The sequence below is a fragment of the Bradyrhizobium ingae genome, assembly GCF_055791185.1.
In genome coordinates this window covers 39,620-55,905 of the sequence record NZ_JBVUBB010000004.1, presented here as the reverse complement: position 1 = coordinate 55,905, position 16,286 = coordinate 39,620, and the positions used below count along the sequence as shown (strand labels likewise).

The window sequence follows — 16,286 nt, the reverse complement described above, 5'->3', positions numbered from 1 at the left end:
GCATGCCTCTAGCACGGTCGCCGGGGAAGAACAGCGCTGATTGCCGGAATGTCAGCCACAGCTTTTTGCTGCACTGCACTTGAAAGTTTGGAAGAACTGTCTAAAGTGTAGGCATGACGCTTGACTGCACAAGAATTGTGCGCAAGATAGGTCGTGGCAGGCGCGATGAGGCGCCGGCCTTTGAGACGAGACGTCCGTGACCGGCTCGGTAGGATTAGGCGTTAAGCCCTTGAAAATAGGCGATATTGATGTCGCCAACCCGGTCTTCCTGGCGCCTATGTCGGGGGTGACCGATTCCCCCTTCCGACGGCTGGCCGCGGAGCTTGGGGCAGGTCTCGTCGTGTCTGAGATGACGGCCAGCGACGAGCTCGCGAACGGTCACAGAATGTCGCGGTTGCGCTGCGAAGCAACGGGCCTCGGGCCGCATGTGGTGCAGCTTGCCGGCTGCGAGGCGCACTGGATGGCGGAGGGCGCTCGGATCGCGGAAGCGGAAGGCGCCGACATCATCGACATCAACATGGGCTGCCCGGCCCGCCACGTCACCGGCGGCCAGTCCGGCTCGGCGCTGATGCGCGACCTCGACCACGCCGTGCGCCTGATCGAGGCGACGATCGCGGCTGTGAAGGTCCCGGTCACGCTGAAGATGCGACTCGGTTGGGACGACCGAACCCGCAATGCGCCGGAGCTGGCGCGGCGGGCGGAGGCCGCGGGCGTCAAACTGATCACCGTGCATGGCCGCACGCGCTGCCAGTTCTACAAGGGCGAGGCCGATTGGGACGCCGTGCGCGACGTTCGCGCAGCGATTTCGGTTCCGCTGGTCGTCAACGGCGACATCACCAATTACGACAAGGCCGTGGCAGCGCTGGAGGCCTCCGGCGCCGACGCCGTCATGATCGGCCGCGGCGCGCAGGGTCAGCCCTGGCTGCCCGGCCAGATCGGCCGGCGCCTTCAGGGTGGGGCGGAGGAAGCCGCACCTTCGCTCGGCGATCAACTCCATTATGTCCGCACGCTCTATGAGGGCGTCTGCGATCTCTACGGTTTGCGCATCGGCCTCAGGCATGCGCGCAAGCATCTCGGCTGGGCGCTCGACGTCGCCGCACATCTCAGCCGCGCGCCGACCGAGAAGCTGAAGGCCTGGCGCCAGAACATCCTCACATCCGAGGATCCGCGGGCCGTTCATCGTTCGCTGCAAGATGCCTTCGACGACTTCGCATGGAGCGCTGCTGCATGAGCTCAGCCGCTGAACATCGTCGGCCGCTTCCGTCCGACGCCGATGCGATTCTGGACGCACTTCCCAATCCCGTGCTGCTGATCGGGCCGGATGGCAAGATCGTCGGCGCCAATATCGCGACCGAAGCGTTCTTCGAGATATCGACGCAGTTCCTGAAGCGCCAGTCCCTCAAGGAGCTGGTGCCGTTCGGCAGTCCCTTGCTGGCCTTGATCGACCAGGTGCGCTCGCTGAATGCGCCGGTCAACGAATACAAGGTCGATCTCGGCACGCCGCGCATGGGTGGTGACCGCCAGGTCGACCTGCACGTCGCCCCGCTCACCGAGCGGCCGGGCCACATCGTGGTGATGCTCCAGGAGCGCACCATCGCCGACAAGATGGACCGGCAGCTCACCCATCGCAGCGCCGCGCGCTCGGTGATCGCGCTGGCCGCGATGCTCGCGCATGAGATCAAGAATCCGCTCTCCGGCATCCGCGGTGCCGCCCAGCTCCTCGAGCAGCAGGCCTCCTCGGAAGATCGCATGCTGACGCGCCTGATCTGCGACGAGGCCGACCGCATCGTGACGCTGGTCGACCGCATGGAGGTGTTCGGCGACGAACGGCCCGTGGTGCGCGGTCCGGTCAACATCCATTCCGTGCTCGATCACGTGAAGCGGCTCGCCCAATCCGGCTTTGCCCGCAACATCCGCTTCGTCGAGGACTACGACCCCTCGCTGCCGCCGGTGCTCGCGAACCAGGACCAGCTCATCCAGGTGTTCCTCAATCTCGTGAAGAACGCCGCGGAAGCCCTGATCGACGTGCCCGACGCCGAGATCCAGCTCACCACCGCCTTCCGTCCCGGCGTGCGCCTGTCAGTGCCCGGTCAAAAATCCCGGGTATCACTGCCGCTCGAATTCTGCGTCAAGGACAATGGACCGGGCGTGCCGGACGATCTTCTGCCCAACCTGTTCGATCCCTTCGTGACCACCAAGCAGACCGGCAGCGGTCTCGGTTTGGCGCTGGTCGCAAAAATCGTCGGAGATCACGGGGGCATCATCGAATGCGAGTCTCAGCCGCGCAAGACCACCTTCCGCGTGCTGATGCCGATGTACTCGACCTCCATCAAACACGCCGATCAAAGCAGTCGCGCCGACTCTGCCGGGAAGCCGTCGCCTGCGTCACAGGGGGCAAAATGAGGATTGAATATGCCCGCAGGTAGCATTCTCGTTGCTGATGACGATACCGCCATCCGCACGGTTCTTAATCAGGCTCTGTCCCGGGCAGGGTACGAAGTCAGGCTGACCGGCAACGCTGCCACGCTGTGGCGCTGGGTCAGCCAGGGCGAGGGCGATCTCGTCATCACCGACGTGGTGATGCCGGATGAAAACGCCTTCGACCTGTTGCCGCGCATCAAGAAGATGCGGCCGAACCTGCCGGTCATCGTGATGAGCGCGCAGAACACGTTCATGACGGCGATCCGGGCCTCCGAGCGCGGGGCTTACGAATATCTGCCAAAGCCCTTCGACCTGAAGGAGCTGATCGCGATCGTCGGCCGCGCGCTGGCCGAGCCGAAGGAGCGGACGTCGAGCCCCGACGAAGATGCCGAGATGGAAGCGATCCCGCTCGTCGGCCGCTCGCCGGCGATGCAGGAGATCTACCGCGTGCTGGCGCGGCTCATGCAGACCGATCTGACCGTGATGATCACGGGCGAGTCCGGCACCGGCAAGGAGCTGGTGGCACGCGCGCTGCACGACTACGGCAAGCGCCGTAACGGTCCGTTCGTCGCCGTCAACATGGCCGCGATCCCGCGCGACCTCATTGAATCCGAGCTGTTCGGCCATGAGCGCGGCGCATTCACCGGCGCCAACACTCGTGCGTCCGGCCGCTTCGAGCAGGCCGAGGGCGGCACCCTCTTCCTCGACGAGATCGGCGACATGCCGATGGAGGCGCAGACGCGTCTGTTGCGCGTGCTCCAGCAGGGCGAATACACCACCGTCGGCGGCCGCACCCCGATCAAGACCGATGTGCGCATCGTCGCGGCCAGCAACAAGGACCTGCGCGTCCTGATCCAGCAGGGGCTGTTCCGCGAGGACCTGTTCTTCCGCCTCAACGTCGTGCCACTGCGGCTGCCGCCCTTGCGCGAACGCATCGAGGACCTGCCTGATCTGGTACGCCACTTCTTTGCACTCGCCGAGAAGGACGGCCTGCCGCCGAAAAAGCTGGATGCGCTGGCACTGGAGCGGATGAAGCAGCACCGTTGGCCCGGCAACGTGCGCGAGCTCGAAAACCTCGCCCGCCGCCTCGCAGCGCTCTATCCGCAGGACGTGATCACCGGCTCGGTCATCGACGGCGAGCTCGCACCACCCACGGTCAGCCCGGGCGCGGCGGTCCAGCAGGGCGTCGACAATCTCGGCGGGGCCGTCGAGGCGTATCTGTCCACGCACTTCCAGGGCTTCCCCAACGGCATGCCGCCGCCGGGCCTCTATCACCGCATCCTCAAGGAGATAGAGGTCCCGCTGCTCACGGCCGCGCTCGCCGCGACCCGCGGCAACCAGATCCGCGCCGCCGACCTGCTCGGCCTCAACCGCAACACGCTGCGCAAGAAGATCCGGGATCTGGATATCCAGGTGTATCGGAGCGGGGGCTAGTCCTTCCGACGTCATTCCGGGACGATGCGTTGGCATCGAACCATGGTGCGCAATCGCTCACCTGAGAATCTCGAAATTCCGGGCTCGGTCCTGGCGGACCGCCCCGGAATGACCGCGCAGCCCTGTGGATGCGGTCATCCATCGGGGTTAACGCGCCGCGGAATTGTCGCAATTCGGCAACAATGTGATATGAATGCATCAGTATCCGTGACCCACGGATCCCGTTTTTCAGCATCACCATTGCCGGAATGACCAGCGCAGATACCTCGGCCGCAGCCTTTGATACGTCTCCAGCTTCAGAAGCCCGGCGCTGGTCGCCGCGCCGCTGGCTGGCGGCGTTCGCCGTGGTGCTGGCGCTGCTCTCGGCCTTCCTGACCTTCGTCGTCCTGACCGGACTGACCCGCATCGAGCCGACGCCTGACGTCGTCAGGTCGTTCCTGATGATCAACGCCGGCACCATCCTGCTTCTGGTCGGCATCATCGTCCACGAAATCTGGCAGATGATCCAGGCGCGCCGGCGGGGGCGGGCGGCGGCGCGGCTGCATTTCCAGATCGTGGGACTGTTTTCGGTGATCGCGGTGTTGCCCGCGGTGCTGGTCGCGATCGTCGCCAATGTCACTATCGAGCGCGGTCTCGACCGGCTGTTCTCGGGCCCGACCAAGGAGGTGATCCAGAACTCGCTGACGATCGCTCTCGCCTATATGCAGGATCACGCGCAGCTTATTCGCGGCGACATCTTGGGAATGGCCAACGATATTGCGCACGCCCGACCGCTCTATGACCAGGACCGGCGGTCGTTTCGCGAGCTGCTGACGGCGAGCGCGAGCTCCCGGAACCTGCCGGGCGCAATGATCATCGACAAGGATACCAACATCCTGGAATCGGCGGATACGGGCATCCGGCTCGCCTATTCCCCTCCGGCGCCAGACTTCCTCAGCAATGTCGGCGAGAGCGAGCCGGAAATCGCCGTCCTGCCCGAAAACAACTACGTGGCGGCCGTGATCCGGCTCCGCGCCTTCAGCGACACCTTCCTCTATGTTGCGCGTCAGCTCGACCCTCGCGTCGTGGCGCAGGTCAAGCAGACTCAGCTCGGCGTCGCCGAATATGCGCAGATCGAGTCGCGCCGGCTCGGCATCCAGGTCGCGTTCGCGCTGATGTTCGCGGTGATCGCGCTGACCATCCTGATGGCTTCGGTGCTGATTGGCCTCAACTTCGCCAACTGGCTGGTGGCGCCGATCAGGCGGTTGATGAACGCAGCCCATACGGTTTCGACCGGCGACCTCCACGTCCAAGTCCCCGTGCACAAATCCGAAGGCGATCTCGCCCAGCTCGGCGAGACCTTCAACAAGATGACCCAGGAGCTGCGCAGCCAGCGCGACGAGCTCGTCAGCGCCAGCGACCTGATCGACAGCCGCCGCCGCTTCATCGAGGCCGTGCTGTCCTCGGCGAGCGCCGGCATCATCGGCGTCGATGCCTCCGGCAGTGTCGGCATCCTCAACCGCTCCGCGGAGAAGCTGATCGGTCACGCCGAGTCCGAGACGCTGGGCCATCCCTTGTCCGAGGTGCTGCCCGAGCTCGACGACATGATGAAGACCGCACGGGAAGGGACGCAGCGGCTGGTGCAGGGCCAGATCACCATCATGCGTGACGGACAGGAGCGCAACCTGTCGGTCCGCGTCAGCGCTGAAAAGACCAGCCAGCCGCGCGACAGCTACATCATCACGCTCGACGACATCACCGAGCTGGTGTCGGCGCAGCGCACTTCGGCCTGGGGCGACGTGGCGCGCCGCATCGCGCACGAGATCAAGAACCCGCTGACACCGATCCAGCTCTCTGCCGAGCGCATTCGCCGCAAATTCGGCAAGACCATCACCGAGGAGAAGGACAAATCGATCTTCGACCAGTGCACTGACACGATCGTGCGCCAGGTCGACGACATCAGACGTATGGTCGACGAGTTCTCGCGCTTTGCACGCATGCCAAAACCGGTGATGGAAGGCGAGGACGTCGTCGACACCGTGCGGCAGGCGGTATTTTTGATGAAGGTCGCGCATCCCGAGCTCGACATCGAGACCACGTTCAAGGACGACCCGCTGCGCGCGCAGTTCGATCGCCGGCTGATCTCGCAGGCCGTCACCAACATCGTCAAGAACGCGACGGAGGCGATCGAGCAGGTGCCGCCGGAGGAACTCGGCAAGGATGGCGGAAAGGGCCGCATCGATGTGGTGGTCTCGCGCGAGGCCGAGGACGTGCTGATCGACGTCGTCGACAACGGTATCGGCCTGCCCAAGGTCGCGCGCTCGCGGCTCCTTGAGCCGTATGTGACAACTCGCGCCAAGGGCACCGGCCTCGGCCTTGCGATCGTCGGCCGCGTCCTGGAAGACCATGGCGGGCGCATCGAATTGAAGGATGCCTCCGACTTCCGGGAAGGCCAGCGCGGCGCCTGGATGCGAATGCGTTTTGCGATCTCGGGCCATGCCAACACCGTCGATGTGAAGGATGCGGCCCAGAGAGCCCGGGAAACTGCCAAAGTACCGGACACAAACATGCCGGCCGCTGAAACCAAAGAGCCGGCAGAAACGACTAATGATGCAACAAGAATCGAAGCCTCAACAGGCAACTGACAGAGCGGGCGCGACCCATGGCAAATGAAATTCTGATTGTCGATGACGAGGCCGATATTCGGGATCTCGTCGCGGGCATTTTGGAAGATGAGGGGTTTGTCACCAGAACTGCCCGCGACAGCGATTCGGCGCTGACCGAGATCGCCAACCGCAGGCCGCACCTGGTGTTCCTCGACATCTGGCTGCAGGGCTCCAAGCTCGACGGCCTGCAATTGCTCGAGCAGGTCAAGAAGGACAATGCCGACCTGCCGGTCGTCATGATCTCCGGTCACGGCAACATCGAGACCGCGGTCGCTGCGATCAAGCGTGGCGCCTACGACTTCATCGAGAAACCGTTCAAGGCGGACCGCCTGATCCTGGTGGCGACGCGGGCGCTGGAGAACTCGCGGCTCAAACGCGAGGTGAGGGAGCTCAAGCAGCTCGCCCCGACGGCGAGCCAGCTCGCCGGCCGCTCGCCCAGCATGAACCAGCTCCGCCAGACCATCGAGCGCGCGGCCAAGGCCAACAGCCGCATCCTGATCGTCGGTCCCGCCGGCGCCGGCAAGGAATTGACCGCACGTACGCTCCACGCGGCCTCGGGCCGCGCCGACGGCCCCTTCGTCGTCATCAACGCTGCTGCGATCACGCCGGAGCGGATGGAGCACGAGCTGTTCGGGGTCGAGCAGTCCAATGGCGAGCAGCCGCGCAAGCCTGGCGCGCTCGAAGAGGCCCATGGCGGCACGCTGTTCATCGACGAGATCGCCGACATGCCGCGTGAGACCCAGAACAAGATTCTGCGCGTGCTGGTCGAGCAGTCGTTCCAGCGGGTCGGCGGCACGGGCAAGGTGCAGGTCGACGTGCGCATCATCTCCTCGACTGCCCGCAATCTCGAAGAGGAAATCGCAGCCGGCACTTTCCGCGAGGATCTCTATCACCGCCTCTCGGTGGTCCCGATTCGCGTGCCCGCGCTCTCCGAGCGGCGCGAGGACATTCCGGAGCTGATCGACTATTTCATGGACCAGATATCGGCGGCCACGGGGCTGCCCAAGCGCCAGATCGGCCAGGACGCCATGGCCGTGCTCCAGTCCCACGTCTGGCCCGGCAACGTCCGTCAGCTCCGCAACAACGTCGAGAGGGTCATGATTCTCGCCGCCGGCGGGCCCGAGGTGATCATTACCGCCGACATGCTGCCGCAGGACGTCGGTTCGATGGTCCCGGCGATGCCGACCAGCAACAATGGCGAGCACATCATGGGCCTGCCGCTGCGCGAGGCACGGGAAGTGTTCGAGCGCGACTATTTGATTGCCCAGATCAGTCGTTTTTCAGGAAATATTTCTCGCACGGCCGAGTTCGTTGGCATGGAACGTTCGGCACTACACCGTAAGTTGAAGGCGCTCGGCGTCGGCTAGCGCCGCGCCGGGCCTGCCACACGATCTCAATATCTGAGAAAAATCATCGATTTCCGTATTTTTTCGGAGGATTTGGGTGCGGGCTGCCGCGCGAAGCGGCTTGCCTAATAAGCGTACCTGTCCTCTAATCGTTCCGCCGACCCTCCGAGGGGGATCTCATGAGGGAAGGCAACCGGGAGTGGCCCACATCACAGAAGAAGGCCGCGACCGGTCGGACTATCCAAACAACAAGAAACTCAAAGCGAGATAACAACAATGGCGGCAGACCGCGCACAAAACCTACAAGACACCTTCCTCAATCACGTTCGTAAAACCAAGACGCCACTGACGATCTTTCTGGTCAACGGAGTAAAGCTGCAGGGAATTGTGACCTGGTTCGACAATTTCTGTCTGCTGCTTCGGCGCGACGGTCACTCGCAGCTCGTCTACAAGCATGCGATCTCGACCATCATGCCGGGTGCCCCGATCCAGCTGTTCGAAGGCGGCGAGGATCAGCCGGCTTGAGAGTGATCTGATTGGAACCCCGGAATTTCGACGGGGGTGCTGACCGTCCGCGGTCGGCAGGGGCTGGACAGACAGGGCGGGTGATCGTCGTTGGCCCTTACATGCGCGTGCGCGCCGGCGGAGCCGACGCGCAATCGGAAGCCCATGTCCTGCGCAATGCCGAGGCGCGCCTCGAAGAGGCCACAGGCCTTGCGCGCGCCATCGACCTCGTGATCGCCGACGCGCTGGTCGCGCCGATCAGCCAGATCCGCCCCGCGACCTATCTCGGCAAGGGCAAGGTCGAGGAGATCACCGGGCTGATCAAGAGCCTCGAGGCCGAGCTCGTGGTGATGGACTGTGCGCTCTCGCCGATCCAGCAGCGCAATCTCGAGAAAGCCTGGAACGCCAAGGTGCTCGATCGCACCGGCCTGATTCTGGAAATCTTCGGCCGTCGCGCCAAGACCAAGGAGGGCGCGCTCCAGGTCGAGCTCGCGCATCTCAACTACCAGCGCTCGCGCCTGGTACGTTCCTGGACCCATCTGGAGCGCCAGCGCGGCGGCTTCGGTTTCATGGGCGGTCCGGGCGAGACGCAGATCGAAGCCGACCGGCGGCTGATCCAGGAACGCATCTCCAAGCTCGAGAGTGAGCTGAAAAAAGTCCAGGCCACGCGGCGTCTGCATCGCGCCGGCCGCCAGCGCGTGCCGTATCGCGTCGTCGCGCTGGTCGGATACACCAATGCCGGCAAGTCGACCCTGTTCAACCGTCTGACACGCGCCGACGTGCAGGCCGCCGACATGCTGTTTGCCACCCTCGATCCAACCCTGCGCGCGCTCAACCTGCCGCACGGCGGCAAGGCGATGCTGTCCGACACCGTCGGATTCATCTCCAATCTCCCCACCCAGCTGGTTGCGGCGTTCCGCGCCACGCTGGAGGAGGTGCTGGAGGCTGACGTCATCCTGCACGTTCGCGACATCTCCCATGAGGATGCCGAGGCGCAGCAGAGCGACGTCGACGCCGTGCTGCGCCAGCTCGGCATCAATCCCGACGACTCCGGCCGCATCATTGAAGTCTGGAACAAGGTCGACCGCTTCGATTCCGAGCAGCGCGAGGAGCTCCTGAACATCGCTGCGCGCCGGCCATCGGATCATCCGGCGATGCTGGTCTCGGCCGTGTCAGGCGAGGGGATTGACGCACTCCTCACCGCAATCGAGGAGCGGCTGGCGGCAAAGCGCACCACGCTCGATCTCTCCATCGATGCCGCCGACGGCGCCGGCATCTCGTGGCTGCATCGCAATTCCGAAGTGCTGGCGAAAGAGTTGCACGACGGCCGCTTCGACATGACCGTGCGCGTGGATGAGACCAAGCGGGATATCGTCGTGAACCGCTTCGACGCCGTGCCGCATCAGGCTGCGTAACGCCAGATAACAAGTGTCGTCCTGGCGAAAGCCAGGACGACGATCGAGTTAGCGGTCGGCTTCCTTGCGTCGATCGACTGCAGACTTCTCCTCCACCTTCGCCGCATTCCACAGCGCGTCCATCTCCTCCAGAGAGGCCTGCTCCAACGTGCGCCCCTTCGCTTCCAGCGTCCGCTCGATGTAAGCGAAGCGGCGCTCGAATTTTGCGTTGGTCGCGCGCAGCGCGGTTTCCGGATCGGCGTCGACATGACGGGCGAGGTTGACGAGGGCGAACAGCAGGTCGCCGGTTTCCTCAGCCAGCTCCTCTTTGTCGGAGCGATCGAGCGCGGCTTCGATCTCGTCGGCTTCCTCGCGGATTTTCTTCAGCACGGCGCGCGGATCGTTCCAGTCGAAGCCGACGGTGGAGGCTTTGCGCTGCAAGGCCATTGCGCGCGAGAGCGCAGGCAGGCCGGCCTTGACGCTCGCCAGTAGTGATTTATGCAACGTCTCCTCCGGCGGTCTGCGCGCGGCGCGCTCGGCCTTTTCCTCGGCCTTGATGCGCTCCCACGCGCTCTTGACGCCCGCGGGCTGGATGTTGCCGTCCTTGTCGGCAAACACGTGCGGGTGGCGGCGGATCATCTTCCGCGTGATCGCCTCGACCACATCGCCGAACGCAAAGGCGTTCTCCTCCTCCGCCATGCGCGCGTGATACACGACCTGGAGCAGGAGATCGCCGAGCTCCTCGCGAAGGTCGTCGAAATCGCCGCGCGCGATCGCGTCGGCGACCTCATAGGCCTCCTCGATCGTGTAGGGCGCGATCGTCGCAAAATTCTGCTCGAGATCCCAGGGGCAGCCGGTGACCGGCGTGCGCAGCGTCGCCATGATCTCGATCAGGCGTGAAATGTCGCGGGAAGGGGTCATTGCGGGCCAATTCTCCTCAATGTCGGCTTTATGCCGCAAGCGGCCCGGCGTTCCCAGCACAACGCCGTGAAATGAGCCGATTTCCACCGATTGGCGACGCTCGCACACGGTGCTAAATCGCGCCCATGAGCGAACGATTTTCGTCCGAAACCGCCCTGGTGCTGTTCTCTGGCGGCCAGGATTCCACCACCTGCCTCGCCTGGGCCCTGAGCCGCTTTGCGCGCGTGGAGACGCTTGGCTTCGACTACGGCCAGCGCCATGCGGTCGAACTCGCCTGTCGCGAGCACCTCGTCGAGGGCCTCAAGCGCTTGCGCCCCGATTGGGCGGCCAGGTTAGGGGAGAGCCACACGCTCTCGATCCCGACGCTGGCCGCAGTGTCGGAGACGGCGCTGACGCGCGATGTCGAAATCGCGATGGGCGCCGATGGCCTGCCCAACACGTTCGTACCCGGCCGCAACCTGGTATTCCTGACCTTTGCCGCCGCGCTCGCTTACCGGCGCGGCATTTCTCATATCGTCGGCGGCATGTGCGAGACCGACTACTCCGGCTATCCCGACTGCCGCGACGAGACCATTCGCGCGATGCAGGGCGCGCTCTCGCTCGGCATGGCGCGGGCATTCGAGCTCCATACGCCACTGATGTGGATCGACAAGGCCGCGACCTGGCAACTCGCGCATGAGTTGGGCGGGGATGGTCTCGTCGACCTGATCCGCGCGCAGTCCCACACCTGCTATCTCGGCGAACGCGGCGCGCAGCATGACTGGGGTTATGGTTGCGGCGAGTGTCCCGCGTGCAGCCTGCGGGCGAAGGGATGGACGGAGTATGTGGCGCGCAAGTAGCCGTCACGACGCCGTCATTACCATCTCCGCACTGTCATCGCCCGCGCCCCGGCGAAGCCTTGGCGTAGCCGGGTCGCTGGGAACGACAGTGTGGGCTGGGACGACTAGCCGAAATCCTCGGCTCGCAGCACGATCGGCTGGCCGTGCGGGGTGCGGTCGGCTGCGTGATCCCAGGCGTCGCGGTAACGGTGCAGCGTCTCCGCGGAGGTGACGCCTTTGCTGGCGACGAGTTTTTCCAGGGTGGCGAGCCAGTGCAGATAGTAGGTCTCGCCGGTGTCGGGATCGCCGGCTTCTTGCGCGCGCTTGATCTCCTCGGCGAGCGCCAAGGCCCATTCACTCCAGGTGAAGAGGCCGCGCTCATGCAGCGTCAGTGCCATGGCAAAAGCCTGCGCCTCCCAGGGCGCGCGGAACACCGGGCCGTCGTCATCGCGGGGAATGCTCGGAATCGCACTCACGGCGTCGCGCGCGGCTTGCGACTGGGCTTGCATCACGCGCGCTCCAGGTAGGGCTCCCAGGCGTCGACCGAAATGCTGAGGTTCGGATCTGGCGCGTCAGGCCACAGGTCGTTCCCTGCGAATGCGACCGTGTAGAGCCATTGCGGGTCTTCGCCGGCTCCTTGCGCGTTGCTGTCGGGAAACACGTGACTGCCGTGCACGAGCTCGATGCGGCCGACGTGGCCGCGGACATAGCGCGGCAGGCGGGTGTGAGTTGCCGGGTGAATATCCTTGGCGCGCACGCGATCGCCGACCGCAAAGAGCGCTGGGCGCTTGGTCTCACGCTCGGTCGGACCACCGCGACGAAGCACGGCCGCAACGTCGTCGAGCTTCAGGATATTGTCGACATGCCGGGCCGGGTGCAGCACCTTTCCGGCAGCGAGTTCGTCGGCCCCGACGAGCCGGCGCTCCTGCATCAGCCGTTCGATTCCAGCGAGCCAGATCTCGTAGTAGGTCTTGCTGAGATATTCATCAGGCGGACGGTTCTCGCGCGCGAAGCGCGACATGTCGATGTTCCAGCCGCCCGGCTTCGCCATCGCGAGCGTCAGCGCGAAAGCACGCCGCTCCCATTCGGCGTGAAATACAGGCTCATTCGGCTCGGGCATGACGGGCCCCGACCAGGGCACGCCGCCCATGTCATGCGCGCCATCCATCACGCCACCTCACGCGGCTGCTTAGGCAGGCCCGTGCCGATCATGCTGTCGCGGGTGACGAGATCTGCGAGGCGCTCTTCGCTCCAGCCCTCAGTGTCCTCCGGTCGCATCGGCAGCACGAGGTAACGGATCTCCGCGGTCGAGTCCCACACGCGAATCTTCGTCGTCTGCGGCAGCTCGAAGCCGAAATCCTTCAGCACGCCGCGCGGATCCTTTACGGCCTTGGAGCGATAGGGCGCGGATTTGTACCAGACCGGCGGCAGACCCAGCACCGGCCACGGATAGCAGGAGCACAGCGTGCAGACGACCATGTTATGCTGATCGGCCGTATTTTCGACGACGACGAGATGCTCGCCCTGGCGCCCGACAAAGCCGAGCTCCGCGACGGCACTTGTACCGTCCTTCAGCAATCGTTCGCGATAGGCCGGGTCGGTCCAGGCCCACGCAACCACGCGCGCACCGTTGCGTGGGCCCACCTTGGTCTCGTATGTCTCGATCAGGAGGTCCAGCGCGGCCGGATCGACGTAACCCTTCTCGGTCAAAATGCTCTCGAGCGCGCGCACGCGCAGCTCGGTTTCGGAGAGTTCCGAATGGTCATGATGATGGTGATGATCGCTGCTCATGCGAGGCAAGATAGGCGCATCGGTCCGTGCCTGTCGAGGCCCACCAAGCGCTCTACGGTTCGATGGATTCCGCGCTCTCTCGCTCCGTTCGGGCCTCGGAACGACCGGTATGGATTGTCGGAGACAGGATCCTGGAACACGGACGAATTTTCTCCAACGGCGCTGAATGGGGAAAGCTTTGTCCAAAGCGGTCTGAATATCTGCGATTGCAAGACATGCTGGATCGGGCGATTGTGCATGCCGCAACGCAGCGCGCAGTCCGGCAATTCCGCTCGCCTGACGCTTATTCGCCGCTGCCACCTCGCCAGGCAGCTTGAGCTGGCGATGTCTTGCAAATGAGAGTTTTACGAATGAATGCACACCAAGCGCTCGCGGTCGGGGAACCGATCGGGGCACATGCAGCAATTTCGCCGGGCGATGCGTCCGACGCCATGGTCCGCTTCGAAGGCATCTCGAAGATCTATCCGGCCTATCGCGACAAGCCGGGCGTCCATGCCTTGCAGGACATCGACTTTGCCATTGCGCGGGGATCGATCACCGGCGTGATCGGCCGCTCTGGCGCGGGCAAGTCGAGCCTGGTGCGCCTGATCAACGGGCTGGAGAAGCCGACCAGCGGCCGCGTCGTGGTCGATGGGCGCGACATCTCCGCGCTCGCCGGCCGGAACTTACGGCTGGCCCAGCGCTCGATCGGGATGATCTTCCAGCACTTCAACCTGCTGTCCTCACGCACGGCCGCGGACAACATCGCGCTGCCGCTTGAAATCGCCGGCTGGCCGAAGGCCGAGATCAAGGCGCGTGTCGCCGAGCTGCTCGCGCTCGTCGGCATCGCCGACAAGGCCGATCGTTATCCCTCGGAGCTCTCCGGCGGCCAGAAGCAGCGCGTCGGCATTGCGCGGGCGCTGGCAACGCGTCCCGATGTTTTGCTGTCGGACGAGGCGACCTCGGCGCTCGATCCGCAGACCACGCGCGCGATTCTCGATCTGCTCGCAAGCATCAATCGCGAGCTCGGCGTGACCATCGTTCTGATCACGCATGAGATGTCCGTGGTCCGGCAGCTTGCGAAGGAGGTGGTCGTGATCGATGCGGGCCGCATCGTCGAGCGCGGCCACGTCGCCGACATCTTCACCAAGCCTGCCCATCCCATCACGCAATCCTTCATCGCCGAGGTCGTCGGCGACAGCCTGCCGGTGTCGCTGGCCACGCGTCTCGTCGCGCAGCCGGTTGCGGGCGGGCGGGCCGTGATCCGCGTCCAGGTGCGCGGCACGGGCGCGGGTGACACGCTCGTCGCGCGGCTCGCGCGCGAAATTGGCATCGACGTGGCGCTGCTCGCCGCGCGCATCGACGAGATCGGCGGCCAGCATGTCGGCTCGCTGACCATCGGGATTCCCGGCGGGGAGGGGGCCGCACAACAGGTGCTGGCCTGGCTCGCCCAGCATCAATTCTCTTCGGAGCGTCTCGGCCATGTCGCCTGAAATGATCAATCTCATCGTCCAGGCCACCGGCGAAAGCCTGTTCATGGTCTCGATCGCCGCGCTGCTCGGCACCGTGTTCGGGCTGCCGATCGGCGTGTTCCTGGCAACCAGCCGGAAAAGCGAGCTGTTCGCCGCGCCCGCGGTCAATGCCGTGCTCGGCATGGTCGTCAACGCGACGCGCTCGACGCCCTTCATCATCCTGGTGGTCGCGATCATCCCGTTCACGCGGCTGATCGCGGGCACGTCGATCGGATCGACGGCGGCGATCGTACCGCTGACGATCGCCTCGACGCCCTTCATCGCCCGACTGGTCGAAGCCGCGATCCGCGAGGTCGATGCGGGGCTGATCGAGACGGCGTCCTCGTTCGGCGCCTCGCCGCTCCAGATCGTGTTCAAGGTCCTGATCCCGGAGGCGCTGCCTGGTCTCGTCCTCGCTCTCACGCTCGCGGTCGTCAGCCTGCTCGGCTATTCCGCGATGGTCGGTGCTGTCGGGGGAGGCGGGCTCGGCGATCTCGGCATCCGCTACGGCTACCAGCGCTTCATGCCGGAGATGATGCTCGCCGTCGTGGTCGTGCTCATCGCGCTGGTACAGGCGGTGCAATCGGCCGGCGACTATCTGGCGCGGCGGGTCAATCGCCGGCTGCGGCATCGCTGACGTCTGAGCATGATCCGGAAAAGTGTGAAGCGGTTTTCCGAAAAGCTCATGCTCAAACAATAACATGAAAGCGCGAGGATGATTCGATCCCATCGCGCTTATAGGAACAAGCTATTGTCTTGATCGTATGCTTCCATGCCGCGGTGGGGGAGGGGCGCCTTGCCACCGACCATGTGATGGAGAGCTAGCATGCGAATCGAACCGGTCTTCCTGTTTGACCTCGACGGTACGCTGGTCGACAGCGTCTATCAGCATGTGCTGGCCTGGAAGCACGCGCTCGATGCCGAGGGCATCGAGCTCTCGGTCTGGCGCATCCATCGCAAGATCGGCATGAGCGGTGGTCTCTTCACCAACCAGCTCCTGCGCGAGATCGGGGTGGAGATCAGCGAGCAGCGCATCGACCGGCTGCGCCGCGCGCACGCGGCATCCTACCAGCAGCAGGCAGGCCAGATCCGCCCGCTGCCGGGCGCGCGTGAATTGCTGCAATGGCTGTCGGAGGCGAAAATCCCGTGGGCGATTGCCACCAGCGGCCGCATGGAGACCGCGGCCGTGAATCTTGCCTCGCTCGGCGTCGATCCGCAACGCACGCCCGTGGTGACGCGCGACCAGGTCAAATATGCAAAGCCCGATCCCGACCTGTTTCTCGCCGCAGCCGCGCGGCTGAATGCGCCGATCGAGACGGCCGTCGTGGTCGGCGACAGCGTCTGGGACATGATGGCGGCCGTTCGCTGCCGCGCGCTGGGCGTCGGCCTGTTGAGCGGCGGCTACGGGCCGGACGAGCTGCGCCAATCCGGCGCCTTCCGCGTCTATGACGACCCCGCGGACATGCTGCGCCGGATCGACGAGGTCGGCGGCCGGCGCTAGCGCCTGCACGAGGAGAGGACG

The 16,286-nt window shown here is 64.8% G+C and carries 15 protein-coding genes; 11 read left to right on the top strand and 4 right to left on the bottom strand.

Annotated elements, in window-relative coordinates; all coding sequences use genetic code 11:
* Positions 1-229 precede the first annotated feature (229 nt).
* The 7 genes from dusB to hflX all read left to right on the top strand — a co-directional run bounded on the left by dusB (position 230) and on the right by hflX (position 9,765).
* A complete protein-coding gene (dusB, locus tag ACV1FX_RS07430; protein ID WP_473116896.1) occupies positions 230-1,231 on the top strand; it encodes a tRNA dihydrouridine synthase DusB in 1,002 nt (333 codons plus the stop codon).
* Positions 1,228-2,403: a two-component system sensor histidine kinase NtrB gene (locus ACV1FX_RS07425; RefSeq protein ID WP_473116895.1), complete on the top strand. Its 1,176-nt coding sequence runs from the start codon at positions 1,228-1,230 to the stop codon at positions 2,401-2,403. The genes dusB and ACV1FX_RS07425 overlap by 4 nt, the downstream gene beginning before the upstream one ends.
* 9 nt (positions 2,404-2,412) lie before the next feature.
* Entirely contained in the window at positions 2,413-3,855 is a 1,443-nt protein-coding gene (ntrC, locus tag ACV1FX_RS07420; protein ID WP_473116894.1) for a nitrogen regulation protein NR(I), read from the top strand.
* 248 nt (positions 3,856-4,103) lie between these two features.
* A complete protein-coding gene (locus tag ACV1FX_RS07415; RefSeq protein WP_473116893.1) occupies positions 4,104-6,479 on the top strand; it encodes a sensor histidine kinase NtrY-like in 2,376 nt (791 codons plus the stop codon).
* A 17-nt stretch (positions 6,480-6,496) separates the two neighbouring features.
* The gene (ntrX, locus tag ACV1FX_RS07410) at positions 6,497-7,867 is read left to right on the top strand and encodes a nitrogen assimilation response regulator NtrX (protein ID WP_473116892.1); all 1,371 of its coding nucleotides are present in this window, start codon (positions 6,497-6,499) and stop codon (positions 7,865-7,867) included.
* Positions 7,868-8,122: 255 nt separating this feature from the next.
* A complete protein-coding gene (gene hfq / locus ACV1FX_RS07405) occupies positions 8,123-8,371 on the top strand; it encodes an RNA chaperone Hfq (RefSeq protein WP_007591126.1) in 249 nt (82 codons plus the stop codon).
* An 11-nt stretch (positions 8,372-8,382) separates the two neighbouring features.
* Positions 8,383-9,765 (top strand): GTPase HflX, encoded by a 1,383-nt coding sequence (hflX, locus tag ACV1FX_RS07400; protein ID WP_473116891.1) that lies wholly within the window; start codon positions 8,383-8,385, stop codon positions 9,763-9,765.
* Between the two features lie 48 nt (positions 9,766-9,813).
* On the opposite strand, the gene mazG is transcribed toward hflX, so the two are convergent.
* Positions 9,814-10,665 carry a nucleoside triphosphate pyrophosphohydrolase gene (gene mazG, locus ACV1FX_RS07395; protein ID WP_473116890.1) on the bottom strand — a complete coding sequence of 284 codons (852 nt, stop codon included), beginning with the start codon at positions 10,663-10,665 and terminating at the stop codon, positions 9,814-9,816.
* A gap of 125 nt (positions 10,666-10,790) precedes the next feature.
* Between mazG and queC the strand changes: the two genes are divergently transcribed.
* Positions 10,791-11,504, top strand: a complete 714-nt coding sequence (gene queC, locus ACV1FX_RS07390) for a 7-cyano-7-deazaguanine synthase QueC (protein ID WP_473116889.1) — start codon at positions 10,791-10,793, stop codon at positions 11,502-11,504.
* 104 nt (positions 11,505-11,608) lie between these two features.
* Here queC and ACV1FX_RS07385 read toward each other — a convergent pair whose 3' ends face one another.
* The 3 genes from ACV1FX_RS07385 to nthA are packed head-to-tail and all read right to left on the bottom strand — an operon-like array spanning position 11,609 to position 13,274.
* On the bottom strand, positions 11,609-11,992 hold the full coding sequence (locus tag ACV1FX_RS07385) for a nitrile hydratase accessory protein (RefSeq protein WP_473116888.1): 384 nt from the start codon (positions 11,990-11,992) through the stop codon (positions 11,609-11,611).
* Positions 11,992-12,651 (bottom strand): nitrile hydratase subunit beta, encoded by a 660-nt coding sequence (gene nthB, locus ACV1FX_RS07380; protein ID WP_473116887.1) that lies wholly within the window; start codon positions 12,649-12,651, stop codon positions 11,992-11,994. Before nthB ends, ACV1FX_RS07385 begins: the two co-directional genes overlap by 1 nt.
* Positions 12,651-13,274, bottom strand: coding sequence for a nitrile hydratase subunit alpha (gene nthA, locus ACV1FX_RS07375; protein ID WP_473116886.1), 624 nt, complete (start codon positions 13,272-13,274; stop codon positions 12,651-12,653). Before nthA ends, nthB begins: the two co-directional genes overlap by 1 nt.
* A 350-nt stretch (positions 13,275-13,624) precedes the next feature.
* On the opposite strand from nthA, the gene ACV1FX_RS07370 reads away from it, so the two are divergent.
* From ACV1FX_RS07370 to ACV1FX_RS07360, 3 genes are all read left to right on the top strand, one after another.
* Positions 13,625-14,746 (top strand): methionine ABC transporter ATP-binding protein, encoded by a 1,122-nt coding sequence (locus tag ACV1FX_RS07370; RefSeq protein ID WP_473116885.1) that lies wholly within the window; start codon positions 13,625-13,627, stop codon positions 14,744-14,746.
* Positions 14,736-15,401, top strand: a complete 666-nt coding sequence (locus ACV1FX_RS07365; RefSeq protein WP_473116884.1) for a methionine ABC transporter permease — start codon at positions 14,736-14,738, stop codon at positions 15,399-15,401. The genes ACV1FX_RS07370 and ACV1FX_RS07365 overlap by 11 nt, the downstream gene beginning before the upstream one ends.
* Positions 15,402-15,590: 189 nt before the next feature.
* Positions 15,591-16,265, top strand: coding sequence for an HAD family hydrolase (locus ACV1FX_RS07360; RefSeq protein ID WP_473116883.1), 675 nt, complete (start codon positions 15,591-15,593; stop codon positions 16,263-16,265).
* Positions 16,266-16,286 lie beyond the last annotated feature (21 nt).